This is a genomic window from Nocardioides sp. (assembly GCF_044226765.1).
GTDB lineage: Bacteria > Actinomycetota > Actinomycetes > Propionibacteriales > Nocardioidaceae > Nocardioides.
The window spans coordinates 122632-144408 of record NZ_JBGAGJ010000003.1 but is presented as its reverse complement, the minus strand read 5'-3'; the positions used below and the strand labels follow the sequence as shown (position 1 = coordinate 144408).

At 73.2% G+C, this 21777-nt stretch carries 17 protein-coding genes; 6 read left to right on the top strand and 11 right to left on the bottom strand.

Annotated elements, in window-relative coordinates; all coding sequences use genetic code 11:
* Positions 1-5: 5 nt before the first annotated feature.
* The gene (locus ACILRH_RS08275; protein WP_395692314.1) at positions 6-3218 is read right to left on the bottom strand and encodes an ATP-dependent helicase; all 3213 of its coding nucleotides are present in this window, start codon (positions 3216-3218) and stop codon (positions 6-8) included.
* Positions 3215-6478 (bottom strand): ATP-dependent helicase, encoded by a 3264-nt coding sequence (locus ACILRH_RS08270; RefSeq protein ID WP_395692312.1) that lies wholly within the window; start codon positions 6476-6478, stop codon positions 3215-3217. Before ACILRH_RS08270 ends, ACILRH_RS08275 begins: the two co-directional genes overlap by 4 nt.
* Positions 6479-6537: 59 nt before the next feature.
* Here ACILRH_RS08270 and ACILRH_RS08265 point away from each other — a divergent pair, with 59 nt between their 5' ends.
* From ACILRH_RS08265 to ACILRH_RS08255, 3 genes are all read left to right on the top strand, one after another.
* Complete coding sequence (locus ACILRH_RS08265) at positions 6538-7128, top strand: DJ-1/PfpI family protein (RefSeq protein WP_395692311.1); 591 nt, start codon at positions 6538-6540, stop codon at positions 7126-7128.
* A gap of 372 nt (positions 7129-7500) precedes the next feature.
* Entirely contained in the window at positions 7501-8658 is a 1158-nt protein-coding gene (locus ACILRH_RS08260; protein WP_395692309.1) for a CaiB/BaiF CoA transferase family protein, read from the top strand.
* Positions 8659-8742: 84 nt separating this feature from the next.
* Positions 8743-10110, top strand: a complete 1368-nt coding sequence (locus ACILRH_RS08255) for a glutamate decarboxylase (protein WP_395692307.1) — start codon at positions 8743-8745, stop codon at positions 10108-10110.
* Positions 10111-10382: 272 nt separating this feature from the next.
* On the opposite strand, the gene ACILRH_RS08250 is transcribed toward ACILRH_RS08255, so the two are convergent.
* The 4 genes from ACILRH_RS08250 to ACILRH_RS08235 form a co-directional block, all read right to left on the bottom strand.
* The gene (locus ACILRH_RS08250) at positions 10383-11486 is read right to left on the bottom strand and encodes a ring-opening amidohydrolase (protein ID WP_395692305.1); all 1104 of its coding nucleotides are present in this window, start codon (positions 11484-11486) and stop codon (positions 10383-10385) included.
* A 20-nt stretch (positions 11487-11506) separates the two neighbouring features.
* Positions 11507-12442 (bottom strand): carbamate kinase, encoded by a 936-nt coding sequence (locus tag ACILRH_RS08245; RefSeq protein ID WP_395692303.1) that lies wholly within the window; start codon positions 12440-12442, stop codon positions 11507-11509.
* Positions 12443-12531: 89 nt separating this feature from the next.
* Positions 12532-13266 (bottom strand): SDR family oxidoreductase, encoded by a 735-nt coding sequence (locus ACILRH_RS08240; protein ID WP_395692301.1) that lies wholly within the window; start codon positions 13264-13266, stop codon positions 12532-12534.
* Positions 13263-13667 (bottom strand): cupin domain-containing protein, encoded by a 405-nt coding sequence (locus ACILRH_RS08235; RefSeq protein ID WP_395692300.1) that lies wholly within the window; start codon positions 13665-13667, stop codon positions 13263-13265. The genes ACILRH_RS08240 and ACILRH_RS08235 overlap by 4 nt, the downstream gene beginning before the upstream one ends.
* A gap of 101 nt (positions 13668-13768) precedes the next feature.
* Here ACILRH_RS08235 and ACILRH_RS08230 point away from each other — a divergent pair, with 101 nt between their 5' ends.
* A complete protein-coding gene (locus ACILRH_RS08230; RefSeq protein WP_395692298.1) occupies positions 13769-14446 on the top strand; it encodes a TIGR00266 family protein in 678 nt (225 codons plus the stop codon).
* A gap of 16 nt (positions 14447-14462) precedes the next feature.
* Here ACILRH_RS08230 and ACILRH_RS08225 read toward each other — a convergent pair whose 3' ends face one another.
* The 4 genes from ACILRH_RS08225 to ACILRH_RS08210 form a co-directional block, all read right to left on the bottom strand.
* Entirely contained in the window at positions 14463-14897 is a 435-nt protein-coding gene (locus tag ACILRH_RS08225; protein WP_395692296.1) for an META domain-containing protein, read from the bottom strand.
* The gene (locus ACILRH_RS08220; RefSeq protein WP_395692294.1) at positions 14897-16144 is read right to left on the bottom strand and encodes an arginine deiminase; all 1248 of its coding nucleotides are present in this window, start codon (positions 16142-16144) and stop codon (positions 14897-14899) included. The genes ACILRH_RS08225 and ACILRH_RS08220 overlap by 1 nt, the downstream gene beginning before the upstream one ends.
* 25 nt (positions 16145-16169) lie before the next feature.
* The gene (locus ACILRH_RS08215; protein ID WP_395692292.1) at positions 16170-17621 is read right to left on the bottom strand and encodes a basic amino acid/polyamine antiporter; all 1452 of its coding nucleotides are present in this window, start codon (positions 17619-17621) and stop codon (positions 16170-16172) included.
* Positions 17622-17682: 61 nt separating this feature from the next.
* On the bottom strand, positions 17683-19749 hold the full coding sequence (locus ACILRH_RS08210) for a hypothetical protein (RefSeq protein ID WP_395692290.1): 2067 nt from the start codon (positions 19747-19749) through the stop codon (positions 17683-17685).
* Between the two features lie 90 nt (positions 19750-19839).
* Here ACILRH_RS08210 and ACILRH_RS08205 point away from each other — a divergent pair, with 90 nt between their 5' ends.
* Both ACILRH_RS08205 and ACILRH_RS08200 read left to right on the top strand, forming a co-directional pair.
* Complete coding sequence (locus ACILRH_RS08205; RefSeq protein ID WP_395692288.1) at positions 19840-20382, top strand: hypothetical protein; 543 nt, start codon at positions 19840-19842, stop codon at positions 20380-20382.
* Positions 20383-20486: 104 nt separating this feature from the next.
* Entirely contained in the window at positions 20487-21176 is a 690-nt protein-coding gene (locus tag ACILRH_RS08200; protein ID WP_395692286.1) for a hypothetical protein, read from the top strand.
* Here ACILRH_RS08200 and ACILRH_RS08195 read toward each other — a convergent pair.
* A complete protein-coding gene (locus tag ACILRH_RS08195; RefSeq protein WP_395692285.1) occupies positions 21130-21756 on the bottom strand; it encodes a TMEM175 family protein in 627 nt (208 codons plus the stop codon). The genes ACILRH_RS08200 and ACILRH_RS08195 overlap by 47 nt on opposite strands.
* Between the last annotated feature and the right edge of the window lie 21 nt (positions 21757-21777).

Here is a 21777-nt window from a genome sequence, read left to right as displayed (position 1 = left end):
GGTACTCAGAGCGAGAGCAACGCCTCGAGGCCGGCCCGGTCGGGCAGGTCGCGAGGCTCGACGAGCTCGCCGCCGCGGACGTAGAAGAACGCCGCCCGCACCTGGTCCGGCGCCAGGCCGTGGAGCTCTGCCCAGGCCAGCCGGTAGATCGCCAGCTGCAGCGGGTCGGCGGTGGCGGCGCGGTTGGTCTTCCAGTCCACGACGAGGAACGACCCGTCGTCCTCGACGTAGACCGCGTCGATCCGGCCGCGCACGACCTGGCCGGCCAGCATCAGCGCGAACGGTGCCTCCACCCGCAGCGGCACCCGGTCGCCGAACGGACCGGCCACGAACGCCTCCTCCAGCTCCTGCAGCTCGGACTCGTCGTCGATGCCGAGGTCACCGCGGCCGGGCAGGTCGGCCGGGTCGAGCAGCGGCTGCTGGCCGAACCGCGCCTCGACCCACGCGTGGAAGAGCGTGCCGAACCGGGCCGCGGACGACGGGGGGCGCGGCATCGGCCGCACCAGACCGTCGGCGAACGCCTCCGGGTCGTCGCGCAGCCGGGCCAAGGCGGTGGCCGACAGGCTCGCCGGCATGGGTACGGCGACCGTCGACGACCGCTCGCGGCGCGCCTCCTCCAGCAGCCGCTCGAGCTCGGCGTCCCAGTCCTGGATCCGGGCCAGGTCGACCAGGTCGGTCGCGGGGTCGGTCGCGGGGTCGGGCGCGTCCGGGCCCGCGGCCAGCGCCGCCCCCACCAGCTCGGCGGCCGCCAGCCGGCGCAGGGCCTCGGCGGTGTGCTCGGTCACCGGCCACGGGTGCTCGCGCACGCCGGCCTGCAGCGGGTTCGGCGTCCCGCGCTCCGGGGTGTCGATCCAGGCGGTGGGCACGGCGCCCCACCGGGCCATCGCGTCCCGGACCACGCGCTGGTAGGGCGACGGTCCGAGCGGGGACTTGCGGTCCTCGGTCCAGACGTAGGACGACACGACCAGCCGGTGCCGGGCGCGCGTGAGCGCGACGTAGCCCAGCCGCAGCTCCTCGGTCGCCTCGTGCTCCTTGGTCTGCTGCTGCAGGTCCGCGAGGCCCTGCTTGTCCCAGCTTCGCAGCGCGGGGAGGTCGCGGGCGTCGCCGCGCAGCGGCGTGGGCAGGAGGTCGACGCGGAAGGGCCACAGCCCGCGGCTGCGCGTGTGCGGGAACCGCTCGGCGCAGGCGCCGACCAGGAACACCACGTCCCACTCCAGGCCCTTGGCGCGGTGGACGGTGAGCAGCTTGACGGAGTCCGCCTCGCTGGGCGTGGCCACGTCGAGGCCGTTGCCGAGCTCGTCCTCGGCCTCGAGCCAGGCCAGCAGCGACGGCAGCGTCACCGTGCCGTCGATCGCCTGGAACTCCGCGACCGCCTTGATGAACAGGTCGAGGTTCTCGCGTCGGGCACGGGCCGCCTCACTCACCGACGCCGCCAGCTCCACGTCGATGCCGCACGCCTCGACGATGCGCCGGACCAGCTCGAGCAGCGGCTCCCCGGCGTGGCTGCGGAGCATCCGCAGCTCGGCCGCGAGCAGCCCGAACCGCTCCCGCGCGGCGCGCGAGTAGGGCAGGTCACCGGGGTCGTCGAGCGCGTCGGAGAGCGCGGCCACCTCGGTGGGGTCCGCGCCCGCGACGGCCCGGGCCAGCTCGTCGCGGACCGACCCGAGCCGCTCGCGCGGCGCCGGGGCCCCCGCCAGCGCCGCTGCCCGGCGACCGAGCAGCGCGAGGTCGCGCGGACCGATCGCCCACCGCGGGCCGGTGAGCAGCGTGAGCAGCTCGGCGTTCGCGGTCAGGTCGTCGAGGAGCGTGAGCGTCGCCAGCACCTCGGCCACCTCCGGCAGCCGCAGCAGACCGTTGACGCCCACGATCTCGACGGGCACGCCGGCCGCGGTGAGGGCGTCGAAGACGTCCGCGGCGTGCGCGTTGTCGCGCACCAGCACGCCGATCTCGCGCCAGGACGGCTCCGTCGACCCGTCGTGGGCCATGCCGTCGTGCGCCGACCGCACCTCCTCGGCCAGCCAGGCCAGCTCGCCGGCGTACGCCTCGTGGACGACCGTGTCGACCTCGCCGTGCTCCTCGGTGCCGTGCTCGAGCGGCGCCACCTGGGGGAACTGTCGCTGCAACGGCTCGGCGAGCGCGTTGGCCACGTCGAGGATCCGGGTGTCCGAGCGCCGGTTGACCGTGAGCGCGTACGACGCCACCGGGCCGCCGTCGGCGCGCGGGAAGTCCTCGCCGAACCGCAGGATGTTGGACACCGACGCGCCGCGCCAGCCGTAGATCGCCTGGTTGGGGTCGCCCACCGCGGTCACGGGGTGACCGCCGCCGAAGAGCCGTCTCAGCATCAGCGCCTGCGCGACCGAGGTGTCCTGGTACTCGTCGAGCAGCACCACGCGGTACGTCGTGCGCTCCAGCTCGCCCACCACCGGGTGCTCGTCGGCCAGCCGGGCCGCGAGCGCGATCTGGTCGGAGAAGTCCATCAGGCCCAGTGCCGACTTGAACGCGCGGTACTCCTCGACCAGGTCGAGCGCCTCGGCCCGCCGCGCGAACGCGCTCTCGACCTTGTCCACGGTGCCGCGGGGAGCGTCGGCCAGGCCGGCACGGAACCGGGCGAGCTCGGCCGCGTCGAAGGCCCGCAGCTCGGCCGGGGTGCGCAGGTGCTCGCTGAGGGCGCCCTCGAGGGTGAGGACGTAGTCGATGACGTGCTTCGGGCTGTCGGAGAGCACCCGCACCGGGCGGGTGTGCCGGTCGATGACCCGGGCGGCGAGCTGGTAGCGCGACGCGTCGGCCATCACCCGGGTGTCGGGCTCGTGACCGATCCGCAGGCCGTGCTCGGCCAGGAGGGCGGAGGCGTAGGCGTTGTAGGTCGCCACGACGGGCTCGAGGACCTCGTCGGCCTCGTCACCGGCACCACCGGGAGGGGTGGCCGCGCCGCGGCCGTGGCCGGCCGCCTCGAGCGCGGCGCGGACGCGCTGCGCCAGCTCGCTGGCCGCCTTGGTGGTGAAGGTCAGCCCGAGCACCTGGTCGGGCGTGACCTGACCGGTGGCGACGAGGTAGACCACCCGGGCCGCCATCAGCGAGGTCTTGCCCGAGCCGGCCCCGGCGATCACGACCGCGGGCTCCAGCGGCGCGGAGATCGCGGCCCACTGCTGGGGGCTGACCTCGTAGTCGGTGCCCATCACCGCACGCAGCTCGGCGGGGCCGGCGATCTCGATGCTCACGACAGCACCGTCCCCGAGGTCTGCGCCGGGCACAGGGCGTGGAAGTCGCAGTGGTCGCAGTGGCCACCGGGCCGGGCGGGGAAGCTCTCCTGGCGCACCGCCCGGGCCGCGGCCATCAGCTGCCGCTCGATCGGCCGGACGCCGTCCTCGCCGGGCTCCTGCGGCTCCTGGCGCTGGACCTTGAGCTTGCGGTAGGCCTCGTGGCGCAGCTGCCAGAGCTCCGCGCCCCCGGGCTCGGCGCCCGGGGCGACGTCGTCGAGGGCGCCGTGCTCGACCGCCAGCTGGTAGAGGCCCAGCTGCGGGTGGACGGTCACCTCCTCACCGGTCGGGACGTACTTGCTGGTCTTGAGGTCGACGACGACCACCCGCCCGTCGGCGTCGAGCTCGAGCCGGTCGGCGTAGCCGTGCAGCACCACGACCTGGCCGTCGGGGAGCTTGACCTCGGCCGAGATGCGCTGCTCGGTGGCCACCACCCGCCGGGCGTCGGCGCGCCGGTGGTGGACGAGGAACCGGGTGAGCGCGGCCCGGACCTCCTCGCGCTCCCGCGCCCCGGACCAGGGGGTGCGGAACGGGACCTGCTCCCAGACCTCGTCGACGTGGCCCATCAGCTCGCCGACCAGCTCCTCGACGGGCGTGTCCGCCGCCTCGGCGACGCTGAGCCGCTCCGCCAGCGCGTGCACGACGTTGCCGAAGCCCTGGGACTGCGTCGCGGCGCGCGCTCCCCCGGCCTCGGCCTCGAGGAACCACTTCGCCGGGCACTGCTCGAGGCTGGTCAGCGCGCTGGCACTGAGCACGACCGGCCGGTCGGGATCACGCAGCGGCTGGTCGGCGCGGGTCGCCGCACGGGTGCCCCACCAGCTCGCCGGATCGGCCGCGGGCACCCACGCGGCCCCGGCGCGGTGGGCCTCGGTCAGCCGGGCCAGCCGGAGCGCGGCGGCGAGGCGGAGCTGCTCGGGGCTGGTGTCGTCGGCCACCGTCCGGCGCAGCTCGGCGACCAGGCCGGGCAGCGAGAGCGGCCGCCGGGGACGGCCCTGCCGGTGCTCGACCTGATCGGGACGCGCGAGCAGCTCGGAGACGAACCGGGACGCCTGCTCGCCGTCGTCGTCGGTCGACGCGACCGCGGTCACGACCAGCCGCTCCCGGGCGCGGGTGCAGGCGACGTAGAAGAGCCGGCGCTCGTCGGCGAGCACCTCGCGCAGCGAGGTCGGCGGGACCAGCCCGTCGGTGCCGATCCGGTCGGCCTGCAGCAGCGTCGCGCGCCGGCGCAGGTCGGGCCACGCCTCCTCCTGGACGTGGGCGACCACCACCAGCCGCCACTCCAGGCCCTTGGAGCGGTGCGCCGTCAGCAGGCGTACGGCGTCGCCGCGGATGCCCTGCTCGGCCAGCGTGTCCCCGGGGATCTGCTGGGCGACCATCGTCGCGAGGAACGACTCCAGGCCGGTGTGGCCGCGCCGCTCCTCGACCCGGGCCGCCTCCTCGAAGAGCGCGCAGACGGCGTCCAGGTCGCGGTGCGCGGTGCGCGCCGCCCCACCCCCGCGGCCGACCGCCTGGCGCAGCCGCGCGGGCCAGTCGGTGCCGGACCACAGCTCCCACAGCACCTCCTCCGCGGTGGCTCCGGCGAGCAGCCGCTCGCGCGCCCGCCGCAGCAGCCGGGCGAGGGCCGCAGCCCTGGCGACCGCGCGTGGGTGGTCGCCGGCCTCGAGGTCGGTCAGCTCCTCCAGCACCGAGGCGTCGACCAGGGCCTCGCGCAGCAGCTCCGGCGAGGGCGAGGGCCCGCGCTCCTCGGCGGTGGCCCGGCGCTGGTCGCGGCCCCGCAGGAGCCGGGCGAGCGCCCGCACGTCGGCCGCGTCGAGGCCGGCGAGCGGGGACTGGAGGAGACCGTGCGCCCGGACGGCGTCGACGTAGCCCGGCAGCTGCGGGTCGGTCTCCTCGAGGTGGAGGACCGCCTCCAGGGCGTCGACCAGCGGGCGGACGGCCGGTTCGCGCACCAGCGGCGTGTCGTCGGCGGCGACCTCGACCGGCACACCCGCGGCGCCCAGGGAGCGCCGCAGCGGCGGGATCGAGGTGCGGCCCGAGCGCACGAGGACCGCCATCTGCGACCACGGCACGCCGTCCTCGAGATGGGCGCGGCGCAGCAGGTCGGCGAGGTGCTCGGCCTCGGCCCGCTCGGTGTCGAAGGTGAGGACCTGGACCCGCCCCTCGGTCGACGCCCCGACCGCCTCCGGTGCCAGGAACGCCGTGCGCGCCGCCTCGTCGACCGAGCCGGGCATCGGCAGGCGGGCGGCCACCCGCTGGGAGGCCCGCAGCAGCGCCGGCCCGAAGCGCCGGGTGCGCCGGAGCACGACGACCTCCGCCCGGGCGCCGTCGGCGCGAGGGAAGGCGGCCGGGAAGTCGAGGATGCCGCGCACCTCCGCTCCGCGGAACGCATAGATGGACTGGTGGGGGTCCCCGACGACGGTCAGGTCACCCCCGTCGCCCGCGAGCGCACGGAGCAGGGCGACCTGCCCGGGGTCGGTGTCCTGGTACTCGTCGACGAAGACGTGGCGGTAGCGGGACCGCAGCTCGGCGCGGTGCTCCTCGGCGACGAGCACGGCACGGCGGATCAGGTCGGCGTAGTCGACGGCGCCGCGGCTGTCGAGGACGGTGAGGTACTGCTCGAGGAACTCGCCGGCGGCGACGTACTCCGGCAGGTCGTGCTCGAGCCCGAGCCGGGTGAGGTCGGCCCCCTCGAGCCCCTTCTCGCGGGCCCGGGCCAGCACCGCCTGGACCTCCGCGGCGAAGCCGCGGGTGCCGACGGCCCGGCGCAGGCCCGCCGGCCACCGCACCGACTCCGGCGCGTCGGTCAGCAGCTCCTGGAGGACGACGTCCTGCTCCGGCGCGCTGAGCAGGCGCAGCGGCCCCTCGTAGAGGTCCGCCGGCGCGAACTGCCGGATCAGTCCGTAGGCGAACGAGTGGAACGTCGAGCCGAGGCTGGTCTCGGTGGTGCGCCCGACCCGCGCGGTCACCCGGTCGCGCAGCTGCTCGGCAGCCTTGCGCGAGAAGGTCAGCGCCAGCACCTGGTCCGGCGACGCGCCACGCACCTCGATCCGGTCGACGATCGCCTCGACGAGGGTGGTCGTCTTGCCGGTGCCGGGGCCGGCCAGCACCAGCAGGGGTCCACCGGGGTGGTCGACGACGCGCTGCTGGTGCTCGTCGAGCTTCGGCACGGCGACGGCACCGTCGGGACGCACGAGGTGGTACGTCGTCGGGGTGGCCGCCATGTGGTCATTCGACCACCTGGCACCGACACCGGGCCGACCGTGGGTCGAGAATGGTCCGCGTGGACCACCGGACCGTCGCCATCCTCGCCTTCGACGACATGGAGGTGCTCGACTACGCGGGGCCCTACGAGGTGTTCAACGTGGCCGGGGAGCTCGGCGACGGCGCCCCGTTCCAGGTCTTCTCGGTCGGGCTCACCGGCGCCCCGGCCGTCGGCCGCGGCGGGTTCACCGTGCTGCCGACGTACGCCCTGGAGGACGCGCCGCCGCCGGACCTGCTGGTGGTCCCGGGCGGTGCCGGCACCCGCCCCCTGGTGCGCGACGAGCGCCTCCTCGCCTGGCTGCGGGAGCGGGCCGCCGAGGTCGAGCTGCTGATGTCGGTGTGCACCGGAGCGCTGCTGCTCGGTGCGGCCGGGCTGCTGGAGCGCCGGGCGGCCACGACGCACCACGACGCGTACGACGAGCTCGCGGCGATCTCGCCGACCACGAAGGTGGTCCGCGGCCAGCGGTTCGTGCGCAGCAGCGACACGATCCTCACCTCGGCCGGGGTGTCCGCCGGCGTCGACCTGGCCCTGCACGTCGTGCAGCTGCTCGCCGGCCAGGAGACACGCGACCGCACCGTCACCGAGATGGAGTGGATGTGGCAGTCCTGAGCCGCCCTGGTCCGAGCCTGCGAGGGCCAGGAGCCGGCGGCCAGATCGAGTAGGCCCGCGACCGACGAAGGAGGTCGCGACGGCCGTATCGAGATCTCGCCGCCCTGGTCCGAGCCTGCGAGGGCCAGGAGCCGGCGGCGAGATCGAGTAGGCCCGCGACCGACGAAGGAGGTCGCGACGGCCGTATCGAGATCTCGGTCGTGCGGGTCTCGATACGCTCGCTGGCGCTCGCTACTCGACCACCGAGGGGACGAGGCGCTCGCTACTCGACCACCGAGGGGACGAGGCGCTCGCTACTCGACCACCGAGGGATCGAGGGGTTGGCACCTCTCGCCGTAGGCCCTGGGGGGCGCAGTCAGTAGCGTGCCCGCCATGGATGACGGACCGCTCTCCGACCTGCTGGTCGTCGACCTGACCCGCGCGCTCGCGGGCCCGCACGCCGCGATGATGCTCGGCGACATGGGGGCGCGGGTCGTCAAGGTGGAGTCGCCGGCCGGTGACGACACCCGGGGCTGGGGCCCGCCCTTCGTCGGCGAGGGCGAGGAGCGCGAGTCGACGTACTTCATGGCCGCCAACCGCAACAAGGAGTCGCTGGTCCTCGACCTCAAGGACGAGGCGGACCTGGCGATCCTCGAGCGGCTCGTCGCGCGCGCCGACGTGCTCCTGGAGAACTACCGCGTCGGGGTGATGGACCGGCTCGGCCTCTCCGTCGAGCGGCTGCACGAGCTCAACCCCGGCCTCGTGGTCCTGTCGATCACCGGGTTCGGCCACGACGGCCCCGAGGCCAGCCGGGCCGGCTACGACCAGATCGCGCAGGGCGAGGGCGGACTGATGTCGATCACCGGCACCGAGCAGCCGACCAAGGTGGGCGTGCCGATCGCCGACCTGATCGCCGGGATGAACGGCGCCTTCGGCGTCCTGGCCGCGCTGCACGAGCGGTCCCGGACCGGCCGTGGGCGGGTCGTGCGCACGTCGCTGCTGGCGGGGATGGTCGGGGTGCACGCGTTCCAGGGCACCCGGTGGACCGTCGCCGGGGAGGTGCCCGGGCTCGCGGGCGACCACCATCCGTCGATCGCGCCGTACGGCATGTTCCGGACGCAGACGGTGCCCGTGCAGATCGCCTGCGGCTCGGAGAACCTCTGGCGGGTGCTCTGCGGCGTGCTGTCGTGGGACCCCGCCGAGCCCGGCTTCGCGACCAACCCCGAGCGGGTGGCGCACCGCGACGCGCTCGTCGACCGGCTCGAGGCGCACTTCGCCGACCGGCCAGCCGAGCACTGGCTCGCGCTGCTGGCCGAGGCCGGCGTCCCCTCGGGCATGGTGCGGTCGATGGACTCCGTCTACTCGTGGGAGCAGGTGCTGTCCCAGGGGCTGCTGCTGAGCGTCGAGCACGCCACCCAGGGCGAGCTGCGGCTGCCCGGGTCGCCGATCAGGTTCGACGACCAGCCCTGGTCCGGTGGCCGCTCCCAGCACCTCGCTCCGCCGACGCTGGACCAGCACGGGTCAGCGATCCGGGAGTGGCTGGAGGACTGACCGGTCTGGTCACCCGATCCGGGTGGTCCCTACCGCCGCCGCGCTCTGCCACGTTGGGCACGACCGACGCGCTAGGAGGATGCGATGACCAGCTCGATCGACCCGGCCGCTCTCTACGGGAACCGGTTCATCACCCAGGAGGTCCCGAGCAAGGAGTTCCCGGCCGATGGCATGACCTCCGTGGAGGCCATGCGGCTGGTGGCCGAGGACCTCGCGATCGAAGGGGACCCGGCCCGCAACCTGGCGACCTTCGTGACGACGTGGATGGAGCCGGAGGCGCAGAAGCTGATCGCGGCGAACCTGCACCGCAACTTCATCGACCACGCCGAGTACCCGCGGACCGCCGAGATCGAGCAGCGGTGCATCCGGATGCTCGCCGACCTCTTCCACGCGCCCGGCGAGACCACCGGCGCGCGCACCCAGGGCTCGTCCGAGGCGGTCATGCTCGGGGCGCTGTCGCTGAAGTGGAAGTGGCGCGAGCGGCAGGAGGCCGCCGGGCGCCCGACCGACCGGCCGAACCTGGTCTTCGGCGGCGACGTGCACGTCGTGTGGGAGAAGTTCTGCCGCTACTTCGACGTCGAGCCGCGGATCGTCCCGCTGCGCCCGGACAAGTTCACGATCGGCCCGGAGGACGTCGAGCCGCACCTGGACGAGAACACGATCGGCGTCGCCGCCGTCCTCGGCACCACCTTCACCGGTCACCGCGACGACATCGTCGGGATCAACGACCTGCTGCTGCGGGTGCGCACCGAGCGCGACATGGACATCCCCCTGCACATCGACGGCGCGAGCGGCGGCTTCGTGTGGCCGTTCCTCTACCCCGACTCCCCGTGGGACTTCCGGCTCGAGCAGGTGCGGTCCATCAACGTGTCCGGCCACAAGTTCGGCCTCGTCTACCCCGGCATCGGGTGGCTGGTCTTCCGGTCACGCGACGACCTCGCCGAGCCGCTGGTGTTCAAGGAGAACTACCTCGGCAAGACCGACGAGACCTTCACGCTGAACTTCTCCACCGGCTCGTCGATGGTGCTGGCGCAGTACTACAACTTCGTGCGCTTCGGCCGCAGCGGCTACGCCTACATCATGAAGCAGATGCAGCAGAACGCCGAGCAGCTCGCCGACCTGATCCAGGACGTGGGCCGCTTCGAGGTGATCGGCCGCGACCAGGAGCAGCTGCCGCTGGTGGCGTTCAAGCTGGCGGGGCCGGAGAACTTCGACGAGTTCGACGTGGCCTGGCAGCTCTCCGCCGAGCGCGGGTGGATGGTGCCGGCGTACACGATGCCTCCCGACGCGCAGGAGGTGACGATCATGCGCGCGCTGGTGAAGGAGACGATGAGCCGCGAGCACGTCGACACCCTCGCCCGCGACATCCACGACGCCTGCGACACCCTCACGGCCAAGGGCGGCGCCCACGAGTCCGAGCGCGCGAAGATGGTGACCGGCCCGGGCCACTGACGGCTCGGGGACGTCATACGAACCGGCAGCCAGGGCGACCAGAACGTATGACCTCCCGCCGGCCCCCGGGAGACGTCATACGAACCGGCAGCCCGGGCGACCAGGACGTATGACCTCCCGCCGGCCCCCGGGCGACGTCATACGAACCGGCAGCCCGAGCCACCAGGACGTATGACCTACCGCACGACCCCGGCAGACGTCATACGAACCGGCTGTCCCGGCGACCAGGACGTATGACGTCCCGCAGGGGCCCGGGAGCCCGCGAGCGGTGCTCAGCCCAGGTCGACGATGGCGGCGACCGGGCCGCCGCCGTCGGGGCCCTGGTGGGCGGCGGAGACGGAGACGAAGACCGCCGGGTCGCCGGTGACCGCGGCGGTGACGCCGCCGACGCACGCCTTGATCTGGCGGTGCCAGTGCACGTCGGAGTCGTCGAGCATCGCGTTGCGGCGGCCGCGGACCTGGCCGTCCTGGGACGCCTCGCACTTGAGGAACACGTTGACCAGGCGTCCGTCGAGGTCGGAGGTGCGCGGCCGGTCGGGCAGGTCGAGGCCGGCGTCGCGGATCGCCTCCCAGATGCCGTCCTGGTCCAGGGCGTCCTTCATCACCGAGTGCCCGATCCGGTAGCGGCCGCCGACGCCGGGCGCGTTGCCGACGACCACGACCTGCGCCTGGTCCAGCTCCACCCCCGACGAGCAGGAGGCCACCGAGGAGAACAGCGAACGGTCGTGCATGACGTCCTCGTCCGACGGCATCTCGATCTCGCCGAGGGCGACCGCGATGCCGAGCGCGGTGCACCCGTTGGAGAGGTCCATCGACTCGTGGGTGTGCTCGGTCCAGACGGTCTCGCCGCGCGACTTGGCGTCGCGGATCGTGTGGATGGTCAGCAGCGGCGTCTTGGTCTGCACGTAGTGCACGTCGGCGGGGTCGGTGATCCCGGCGCGCTCCATGGCGACCTTCACCGCGTCCGCGACCTTGGTGATCATCGCGGTACGCCCGATGTCCTCGGGCAGCAGCCGCTCGCTCATCGCGAAGCCCACCGTCAGCCTCGGCTCCTCGGTCGGCTCGACCTGGTCGGGCGGGACGGTGGCGAAGATCGTCGCGTGCGGGCTGATCACGCCATCGGTCCCACCGGACCACACGATCGGCACCTGCCGCACGGCGTCGGGGTCGGCCCCCTTCTCGACCAGCACCTCCCGGAAGGCCCGGTCGGCGATGATCCGGGTGTAGTCGTTCACCCCGCCGTTGCCCTCGGTCTTGCCGATGATCGCGACGACGCGGTCGGCCGCCACGACCCCCTCGTCGATGAGGCTCGCGAGCTCGCTGGCGTCGGCGACGGAGTGGATCGGGACCTTGCGGACCTCGATGGCCTCGGGCATGTGGCTACCTCTCGTTTCGGTCAGCCGGGTACGACGACGGTGCCGGCGTCGCCCCGGATGGCATCGGTGATGTGGGCGAGGTCGGTGATGACCGCCCGGGTCCCGCCCTGCTCGACGAAGCGGCACGCCGCGTCGACCTTGGGGCCCATGGAGCCGCTGGCGAAGTGCCCCTCGGCGGCATGGGCACGCATCCGGGTCACGGTCACGGTGCCCAGCGGCTCGGCGTCGGGCGTGCCGAACCGCAGGACGGCGTGGGGGACGTCGGTGCCGATGACCAGGACGTCGGCGGCGACCGCGCGGGCGAGCAGGGCGGCGCCCAGGTCCTTGTCGATCACGGCCTCGACGCCCCGCAGCGAGCCGTCGGGCTCCTCGACGACGGGGATGCCGCCGCCGCCGTTCGCGACGACGACGAACCCGGCCTCCACGAGCGCCTGGACCGCGGGCGCGTCGACGATCCGCACGGGGTCGGGCGAGGCGACCACCCGCCGCCACCCCTTCTCCCCGCGGTCCTCCCACGTCTCGCCGTGGTCGACGAGGACGGCGGCCTCGTCGGCCGGGAGGTAGCGCCCGATCGGCTTGGTCGGGCGCTCGAAGCCCGGGTCGGCGGCGTCGACCAGGGTCCGCGTGACGACGGTGGCGGTGCGCCGGTCGACCCCACGGGCCGCGAGAGCGGCGTCGAGCGCGTTCATCAGGACGAACCCGAGCGTGGCCTGGGTCTGGGCGCCGCACCAGTCCAGCGGCACCGGCGGCACGACGGCAGCGGCGAGCTCGTTCTTCACCAGCAGGTTGCCGACCTGCGGGCCGTTGCCGTGGGTGAGCACCACCTCGACGTCGTGCTGCAGGAGGTCGGCGACCTCGGCCATGGCGACCCGGGCGGCGGCGATCTGGTCCTCGGGGCGGGCTCGGCCGTCGGCGTTCGTCATGGCGTTGCCACCGAGCGCGAGCAGGACCCTCATGCCGTCGAACCTAATCACCGGCCCGGCACCGGGCACCGTGGGCGGCGACGACGCCCCCGGGGTCGGGCTGGCAACTGTTGCCAGCGAGGTCAGCGGCCGCCCGCGACGCGCAGCGTCGTCCCGGTGACGTACGACGCCTGCTCGCTCATCAGCCAGGCGATCGCGTCGGCGACCTCGTGCGGCTCACCGGCCCGGCCGAGCGGCACGAGCGGGGACACCCGCTCCACCCGGCCGGGCTCCCCGGCGTCGGCGTGGATGGTGGTGCGGACGATGCCCGGCGCGACGCCGACGACCCGGATCCCGTCGCCGGCGACCTCCTGGGCCAGGCCCACCGTGAGGGCGTCGACGCCGGCCTTGGCGGCGGCGTACTGCACGTACTCCCCCGGCGCGCCCAGCGTCGCCGCGCCGGAGCTGACGTTGACCAGCACGCCGCCCTGCCCGCCGAAGGAGCGACCCATCGCCCGCACGGCCGCCCGGGCGACCAGCAGCGCGGCGGTGAGGTTGAGGTCGACCGTCGCCCGGACCACCTCGACGGGGGTCTGGGCGAGCGGGCCGAGGTGGAGGGTCGCGCCGGCGTTGTTGACGACACCGGTCACCGGGCCGGCCTCTGCGAAGAGACGGTCGACGCCCGCGGGCTCGGTGAGGTCGGCCCGCACGGTGCGGCAGCGCGCCCCGGCGTCCTCGACCGCCAGCCGGGTCTCCTCCGCGGTCCGGTCGTCGCGGGCGTAGCCGAGCACCAGGTCGTGCCCGTCCCGGGCCAGCCGCAGGGCGGTCGCGGCCCCGATCCCGCGGGAGCCGCCGGTGACCAGCGTCAGCGGCCTCATGCCAGCTCGAAGTCGTCGAAGTCGAACCCCGGGGACACCAGGCAGCTGACCAGCGCGTCGGTGCCGCTCGGGAGCGTGCGCTGCCAGGCACCGGCCGGCACCAGCACCTGGGGTCGGTCCGGGCCCACCGAGACGGTGCCGGCCCCGACCGGCCGCGCGGCGTCGCCCCCGAGCTCGAGGGTGACCGAGCCCTGGTGGGCGAGCCAGACCTCGTCGGACGCGACCCGGTGCCAGGCCGAGGACTCCCCCGCGGGCAGCAGGAAGTAGATCAGCGTGGCGGTCGGCCGGACCCGGCCGTCCGCCAGGGTCACGGTCTCCGGCGACGCCCAGGTCTGGCGGTACCACCCGCCCTCCGGGTGCGGGGCGAGGTCGAGGGCGTCGGCGAGCGGCGGTCGGTCCACGCAGACGAGTGTCTCAGCCCGCCGGACGGCGGGGTCGGCGGTGACTAGGCTCGGGACGTACCCGTCCCCCGGCTCGGGCCACGCATAGGAAGAGGCTCACCATGCAGACCGAAGTGCTCTACGGCCCGGCGTACGCCGCCGCGAAGCTCACCCTCGCGCAGGGCGAGACCGTCCGGGCGGAGGCCGGGGCGATGCTGGCGATGTCGCCCGGCATCACCTTGGAGACGTCGACCCAGGGCGGCATCCTCAAGGGCCTGAAGCGCTCGGTGCTCGGTGGCGAGTCGTTCTTCATGAACACGTTCACCGCTCAGACGGCCGGCGCTGAGCTGTGGGTCGCGCCGTCGCTGCCGGGCGACGTGGTCGCGTGGCCGCACCAGGGCACCCTCTTCGTGCAGTCGGGCTCCTACATCGCGTCGTCCTCGGGCGTCGAGATCGACACCAACTGGGGCGGTGCGAAGACGTTCTTCTCGCGCGAGGGCCTCTTCATGCTGCGCGTCTCCGGGCAGGGCGAGCTCGTGCTGTCCAGCTACGGCGCGATCCACGCCATCGACCTGCAGCCGGGCCAGACCTACACCGTCGACACCGGGCACATGGTGGCCTGGACCGAGGGCGTGCAGTACGCCGTCCGCAAGGTCGGCGGCTGGAAGTCGACGTTCCTCTCCGGCGAGGGCCTGGTCTGCGACCTGACGGGGCCCGGCCGCATCTACATCCAGACCCGCAGCCAGGACGCCTTCTTGGACTGGCTGATCCCGAAGCTGCCGCAGCAGACCGGCAACTAGCGACCGGGACGGGGCGTCAGTCGGCCTCGAGGACGATCTCCGCGTCGTCGGACGCGGTGAGCACCAGCGTCGAGTTGTTGACGTCGGCCTTCACCCCGTCGGTGAAGATCCCGGTCAGCCACTTGTCCTGGGCGGTCAGCTCGTCGTTGCAGGCCATCATCGTGGAGGCCGCAGGACCGGTCCACTTCAGCGTGCCGTCGGTGACGGCGTACGCCGCCGACATCGTGTTGCAGCCGCCGTTGACGCCGAGGTTGCCGTCCTTGAAGGTCAGCACCACCTGGGTGTCCTTGACCATGTCGTAGCCGGTGACCTCCGAGGAGGTGTAGGTCGTGTTGTCGAGGTCGCCGGCCGTCGCCGGGCTCCCCTCGCGGCCGGTCGGGCCGTCGGAGCCACCGCAGGAGGTGAGCAGGACGGTGGCAGCTGCCAGGGCGAACAGGGTCGTAAGGCGCATCAGTACTCCACGGGCTCTCGGATGATCGGACAGGTCATGCAGTGACCGCCGCCGCGGCCGCGCCCGAGCTCGGCGCCGACGATCGTGATCACCTCGACCCCGGCCTTGCGGAGCAGGGTGTTGGTGAGGGTGTTGCGGTCGTAGGTGAACACCACGCCGGGCTCCAGTGCGACGGCGTTGTTGCCGCTGTCCCACTGCTGGCGCTCGGACTGGTAGACGTCGCCGCCGGTCTCGATGACCCGGAGCGAGTCCAGTCCCAGCGAACGGGCGACGACGTCCACGAACGGCGTCGACCCCTCGTCGACCACCTCGAGGCCCGGGGCCAGGTCGGAGGGCAGCAACGAGAAGGTGTGGACGGCGTCCATGATCTCGGGGTAGAGCGTGACGATGTCACGGTCGGCGAAGGTGAAGACGGTGTCGAGGTGCATGGCCGCACGCAGCTTCGGCATCCCGGCGACCACGACCCGGTCCGCGGCACCCTGGGCGAACAGGGCGGAGGCGACCTGGGTGATCGCCTGGCGCGAGGTGCGCTCGCTCATGCCCATGAGGACCACGCCGTTGCCGACCGGCATGATGTCGCCGCCCTCGAAGGTGGCTTGGCCCCACTCCTGCTCGGGATCGCCCCACCAGACCGTCGACCCGACGAAGTCGGGGTGGAACTCGTAGATCGCCTTGTAGACCAGCGTCTCGTCCTTGCGCGCCGGCCAGTACAGCGGGTTCAGGGTCACGCCGCCGTAGAGCCAGCAGGTCGTGTCGCGGGTGTAGAGCGTGTTCGGCAGCGGCGGCATCAGGTACTCACGGGCGCCGGTGGACTCGCGCGCGAGCGAGAGGTACGGCGTGCGGAAGTCCTCTGGGAGGTCCTGCGTCGCGAGCCCGCCGATGAGGAACTCGGCGAGCTGCCGCGACGACAGCGTCTCCAGGTAGCCACGCGTGGCGTCGACCAGGCCCAGGCCGACCCGGTTCGGCACGATCTTGCGGTCCAGCAGCCAGTCGCGCGCGCCCGGCACGTCGAGGGTCTCCGCGAGCAGGTCGTGCAGCTCGACGACCTCCACTCCGCGCTGAGTGAGCTTGTTGACGAAGTCGGCGTGGTCGCGCTGGGCGTTCTCGACCCACATCACGTCGTCGAAGAGCAGCTCGTCGTTGTTGCTGGGCGTGAGCCGCCGGTGAGCCAGTCCCGGCGCGCAGACCAGCACCTTGCGCAGCCGGCCGACCTCCGAGTGCACGCCGTACGTCGATGAGGTGGTCATGTCCCGCCCTTTCTCTCCGTGATGCCTAGAGGCTGATCCGGCCGGTCCACAGGCCGACGGCCCCGGCCACCCCACCCGTGACGATCAGGACGAACAGTCCGACCTCCGCCGGGCTGAAGATCCGCCGCCCGTGCTCGCTGCGCGCCTTGACGTAGAGCAGCGCGGCCGGGGCCAGGATGACGGTCATCAGCAGCACGAACTTCATCCCGGCCGCGTCGAACAGGAACACCGTGTACGCCGTCGCCGCGCCCGCGACGATCGTCTCCTTGCGCCGCGTGCGCGCCGAGACACCTTCATAGGCCTCTCCGGTCAGTCCCAGCTTGAGCGCGTAGGCCGCAGCCAGGACGTAGGGCAGCAGCGACAGGCTGGTGGCGAGGTCCAGCATGAAGTTCAGCGCGTCGGTGACGAAGAGCGTCAGCGCGAGGAGCCCGGTCACCCCGAGGGAGGTGACGACCAGGGCCGTGATGGGGGTGCCGGCGGCGTTCTCCTGCCCGAGGAACTCCGGCATGTCGTCCTGACGGGCCGGGATGTACATGACCTCGGCGGCCATCAACGTCCAGGCCAGATAGGCACCGAGCACCGACACGATCACCGCGATGCTGATGAACCACTCGCCCCAGTCGCCGACGACCGACTGGAAGACGCCGACCATCGAGGGCTGCCGGGTCGCGGCGAGCTCGGGCTGCGGCACGACGGAGTAGCTCGACAACGTGACGAGGGCGAACAGCGACAGCACGCTGAGGAAGCCCAGCACGGTGGCCCGCCCCACGTCCTCGCGCCGCTCGGCGTAGCGCGAGTAGACGCTGGCGCCCTCGATGCCGATGAAGACGAACGTGGTGATCAGCATCGTGTTGCGGACCTGCTCGTTCAGCGAGCCGAGGTCGCCGTACCCGTAGCCGGTCCAGTTGTCCGCGAAGACCCCGGCGTCGAAGTTGACGAACAGCACGACGATGAAGACCAGGATCGGGATGATCTTGAAGACCGTGACGATCCGGTTGATCACCGCGGCGTCCCGCACGCCGCGGGCGATCAGGTAGTGGAACAGCCACACGCCCGCGGTCCCCACCGCGACCGCGAGCACGGTGTCCCCCTCGCCGAAGCCGTCGAAGAAGGCTCCCAGCGTCGAGCCGATGAAGACCCAGTAGAAGGCGTTGCCGGCCACGGAGCTGGCCCAGAAGCCGATCGCCGAGTTGAAGCCGGCGTAGTCGCCGAACCCGGCCTTGGCGTAGATGAAGACACCCGAGTCGAGGTCCGGCTTGCGGATCGCCAGCGTCTGGAAGACGAACGCGAGCATGAGCATGCCGGCGCCGGCGATCGTCCAGGCGATCAGGGAGCCGAGGATGCCGGTCGCGACGCCGAACCGGGCGGGCAGGGAGAAGACGCCGGCCCCGACCATGCCGCCGACGACCATCGCCGTCAGCGTGGGGACGCTCATCCTGGCGACGGCACCACCCGGAGATGCCTCGGTCTGGGTCACCTCCGGCATGCTGCCGACCGGGTCGAGGCGACGCCTCACCCGTTCCGGACGAGTGTGGTGCTCAGTCCAGCCCGTTGAGGGTGTCCACCACGCTCATCAGGTCGCCCTGGTCGTAGTAGTCGACCGCGACGAAGTTCGCCGGCCGGTCGCGCTCGCGCTCGCACTGCTCGACGCGCCGCAGCAGGACCCCCCGAGCGTTGACCTTCGCGGCGTTGCTGACCGTGGCCCTCTTGTCGCTGATCCAGTGGTTGACCAGGAACAGCGGCGCGTCGGCGGGACCCCGGTTGCGGTCGCAGCTGAACTCCGCGGGCGACCGGAACAGGTACGGCGTGTCCTGGACCCAGCGGAACCCCTGCAGCAGCCAGGGCCACTCCTCGCCGCCGCCGCGCTTCTCCATCAGCACCACCAGCCGCTTGCCGCTGTCGATCATCTGGCCCAGGGTCGGCCACGGGGCGGTCGCGGGGTCGCCGGACGGCGTGTAGACGTAGGGCAGCAGGCCCGCCTTCTCGATCAGGTCGGCGGTGTCGGCCGGGCTGACCTCGTCCTGGACGAACAGCGTGACGACCTCGGTCGGGTGCTGCTCGAGCCACGTCCGGGTGTCGCGCAGGCTGTCGAGCCACGGCGTCGAGCCGAGCTCGCACATGGCGTGGCACAGGTAGGGCTGCACCCGGCCGCGCGGCGCCAGCCCGAAGGCCTGCTGCAGCCGCAGGGCGCTGTCCACGGTCGCCGCACCGTAGGTGTCCCGCGCCTCCGCGATCGCCTTGGCCCGGCTCTCCTCGGCCGTCGCGACGACCCCGGGCCGGTCGGTGCGCTGGCCGTACCAGCTGTCGACGAGCAGCACGCGGATCCCGTGGTCGAGCTGGGCGACGATGCCGTCGGGCTGCTCGGGGAAGAACCAGCCCTTGATGTCGGCTGCCGACATCGAGTTGTGGGTCGCCGGGAAGACGACCTCGTCGTAGCGGCGCGAGCACAGCTCGACGTGCCCGTTGCAGCCCTCGCCGGCGGCGAGCGCGGCGCGGCCGGTGGGCAGCTGCTGGCTGGTCGGCAGCACCAGCACGATCCACCCCGCGACCAGCACCCCGACCGACACGACCGCCCACGTACGAGCCCGCGGGGTCCGCACGATGGTGACCACGAGCGCCACGACGCCCCACACGAGGAGTCCCAGGCCCGCGATCTCGAGCAGCGCGGTGAGCACGGCCATCGGGTCCGCGAGCAGCGCCAGGCCGGCGACCCCGAGGACGATGGCCCGGCCGACCGCCTCGAGCGGCTCGTGGGCCGGGCGGAGCAGGCTGCGGAGGTCGGCGTCCTCCCGCGAGACCAGCACGCCGACGGCACCGACGGTGACGACCAGCGCGGTGGCCAGCCAGAAGGAGCTCGAGAGCTCGGCCCAGGCCGCGTGCGCGAGCGCCCCGTCGAGCGTGCTGCGGTCCGCGCGCCGAGCGAGGAACGCCACCGTCAGCACGACCAGCGCGAGCCCGAGCCCCGCGACCAGCGCACCGCGCCCGACCTCGCGCAGCAACCCGCGCACCCGGGCGCCGCGGGGCGCGAGGAGGACACCCCCCACGCCCAGCAGGAGCAGACCGAGGAGCGGGCACAGCCGGGCGATCCAGGCGACCCAGTGCACGTGCGAGACGACGGTGGTGTCGTAGTGGGCGCCCCCGAGCTCGGAGAGCCGGACGTCGAGGTCGGGGGGCACGGTGGCCCGGGCCTGCGGTGAGACCTCGGTGACGACGCCGATCACCACCGCCGCCACGTCGGCGAGCCGCAGCACGAGCGGGTCCTCGCCCTGGCCGAGCACGAGGGCGCGGTAGAGCGGAGCGACGACCGACCGCACCAGCGGGCTGACCGCCGGGCTGGCGACCAGGTCGGTGGCGGTCGACTCCACCAGCGGCCGGAGCGCCACCAGGTCCGGCTGTTGCTCCAACAGCCGCTCGGTGATCACCGCGCCGAGCTCACGGCTGACGTCCGGGTCGGTCCGCACCGTGTCGACGTGCGCCGCGAAGCGGTCGGCGTCGAGGACCTCGCGGTTGACGACACCGGCGAGCGTGCCGACGAGGATCAGCAGCGCGCCCAGCCCGATGACCACGCCGTGCCAGGCCCGGGTGACCGAGTGCGAGGGTGCCACGCGCGTAGCGTGGCACACGCCGCCGGGCCGCCGGTCCAGCCCACTACCGGTGGACGTCCGGTGCTGCCCGAATCCTGCGAGAGTCGTCGCATGTCCGTGCGCGTGGTGACGCTCTACGTGAGCGTGCTGGTGATGCTGCTGACGATGACCTGGGTGTTCTTGAGCATGCGGGCGGTGATGGACATCGGCGGCAGCTGCGGCTCCGGTGGTCCCTACGTCTACGCCACCCCCTGCCCTGCCCACGTCGGTGCCTTCATGGGTCTCGGCATCCCGGTCATGCTGATCTCCGCGTTCATCGGCTCCGGCGTGGCGATGGGACTCGGCGCGCCGAACCTGCTGCTCCCGATGTGGTGGCTGCTGTTCGGCTCGCTGGGCTGGAACTTCCTCGACTACGGGCTCTTCTCGGGCGACGTGGTGTGGGGGTGGGCGTTCTGCGGGATCGTGTTCGTGCTGATGGCGCTGCCGGCGCTCCTCATCTCGCTGCCCTGGGGCTGGTCCGGCCCCGAGCGGGTCGCGGCCCGCACCCGGCGACCTGAGGGCAGCGCCGGGCCGGGGCGGTGGGTGGCGGCGTACGTCGTCCTCGGCGCGGCCGGCGTCCTCCTCGGCTGGTGGTCGTTCCACGCCTGGTCGTGACCGGATCGTCGTCCCGGGACCGTGGTCCTGGGACCGTGGGACCTCGGGCCGCTCCGCCGGGGCCGCCGGGATCCTAGAGTCGACGGATCAGGGGGTCGACCGACATGACCGACGACGACACCCGCCCGGTCGCACGGCTGTGGCAGCTGACCGGCGGAGACCTGCACGACCCGGCGGTCGCCCGGGCCGTGTGCGAGCTGATCGTGCCCCGGGTGCGCGACCTCCCGGGCTACCTGGGCCTACTGATGCTCGTCGACCGCGCGCGCAGCGTCCTGCGCGGCGCGGCGTTCTGGGACGGCCCGGAGTCGGAGGAGGCGTCCCGGCCGTTCGGCGCCCGTGCCGCGCAGGCCATGGTGGGGATGTCCTCGGCCCGGTTCGACGGGCAGTGGACGTACGAGGTGGTCCTCAGCCGCTTCAAGGACGGCCTGGGAGGGTTGTCGACGATGAGCCAGGTCGACCACCTGCTGGTGCGCAGCCTGCGAGGGGGCGGTGCCGAGGGGCCGGCCACCGGCGCGGTCGAGGCGCTCCGCGCCTCGCTGACCGGCTGCTACGCGCTGCTGCCGTGCGCCGGTGCCCTGCTCCTGTGGGCCCCGGACCGCGCGGAGGTCATGGCCGCCAGCTTCTGGACCGACCTGGCCGCGGCGCAGCGGGGGTCCGCACTCCCCCTCGGCCGGTCCGAGGCGACCGACGTTCCCAGTGACTCGACCTCGTCGGAGGCGACCTACGAGGTCGTCGTCAACGACCCGATCACCTGGCCGACCGGTGCCGGTCGGACCACACCTCGATCACCCTGAGCAGCAGCAGCGCGAGGAGCGCCAGCAGCCCGGCGTCGGCGTCGACGGCGCTGATGGCGGCACACACCGCGAAGACCGCTGTCGTGAGCCATCCCCAACGCGCCCGGCCCGACGGCCCGACCTCCCGGTCGACCACCACCGTGATCGCGGAGGTCAGCAGCGAGAGCACGAACATCGTGCCGATGTAGAAGACGGCCGTGCCGGTGGTGACCGCGCGGCCGACCAGGGCGGTCGGGAACGGGAGGAACGCGATCACCAGGAGCCACAGCAGGTTGAGGGCCCGCCAGCCCGGCGCCTCGACGCCGGCCCGCTCGAGCCGGCGCACGGCGGTGCCCTGGGCCGCCCAGAAGACGTAGACGACGGCGAAGCTGATCACGAACGACAGCAGGAGGTCGCTGCGCTCGGAGACGACGCTCCAGACGTCGTCGGGGTCCACCTCCCCGGCGACCTCGACGAGCGGCAGGACCAGGAGGGTCATCGCGATCGCGACCACGGCGTCGGTGAGCGCGATCGTGCGCAGCAGGCCCGGCCCGTCCCCCTGGTCCTCCGCCAGGGGCAGCGGCTCCTCGGTCTCGGTCACCAGCAGGCTCCTCCCGCGTCG

Excerpts from the sequence above, each read along its gene's own strand:
- ACILRH_RS08270 (WP_395692312.1), bottom strand. The coding sequence starts at position 6,478 with ATGGCGGCCACCCCGACGACGTACCACCTCGTGCGTCCCGACGGTGCC.
- ACILRH_RS08260 (WP_395692309.1), top strand. The coding sequence starts at position 7,501 with ATGGATGACGGACCGCTCTCCGACCTGCTGGTCGTCGACCTGACCCGC.
- ACILRH_RS08255 (WP_395692307.1), top strand. The coding sequence starts at position 8,743 with ATGACCAGCTCGATCGACCCGGCCGCTCTCTACGGGAACCGGTTCATC.
- ACILRH_RS08250 (WP_395692305.1), bottom strand. The coding sequence starts at position 11,486 with ATGCCCGAGGCCATCGAGGTCCGCAAGGTCCCGATCCACTCCGTCGCC.
- ACILRH_RS08245 (WP_395692303.1), bottom strand. The coding sequence starts at position 12,442 with ATGAGGGTCCTGCTCGCGCTCGGTGGCAACGCCATGACGAACGCCGAC.
- ACILRH_RS08240 (WP_395692301.1), bottom strand. The coding sequence starts at position 13,266 with ATGAGGCCGCTGACGCTGGTCACCGGCGGCTCCCGCGGGATCGGGGCC.
- ACILRH_RS08230 (WP_395692298.1), top strand. The coding sequence starts at position 13,769 with ATGCAGACCGAAGTGCTCTACGGCCCGGCGTACGCCGCCGCGAAGCTC.
- ACILRH_RS08225 (WP_395692296.1), bottom strand. The coding sequence starts at position 14,897 with ATGCGCCTTACGACCCTGTTCGCCCTGGCAGCTGCCACCGTCCTGCTC.
- ACILRH_RS08220 (WP_395692294.1), bottom strand. The coding sequence starts at position 16,144 with ATGACCACCTCATCGACGTACGGCGTGCACTCGGAGGTCGGCCGGCTG.
- ACILRH_RS08205 (WP_395692288.1), top strand. The coding sequence starts at position 19,840 with ATGTCCGTGCGCGTGGTGACGCTCTACGTGAGCGTGCTGGTGATGCTG.
- ACILRH_RS08200 (WP_395692286.1), top strand. The coding sequence starts at position 20,487 with ATGACCGACGACGACACCCGCCCGGTCGCACGGCTGTGGCAGCTGACC.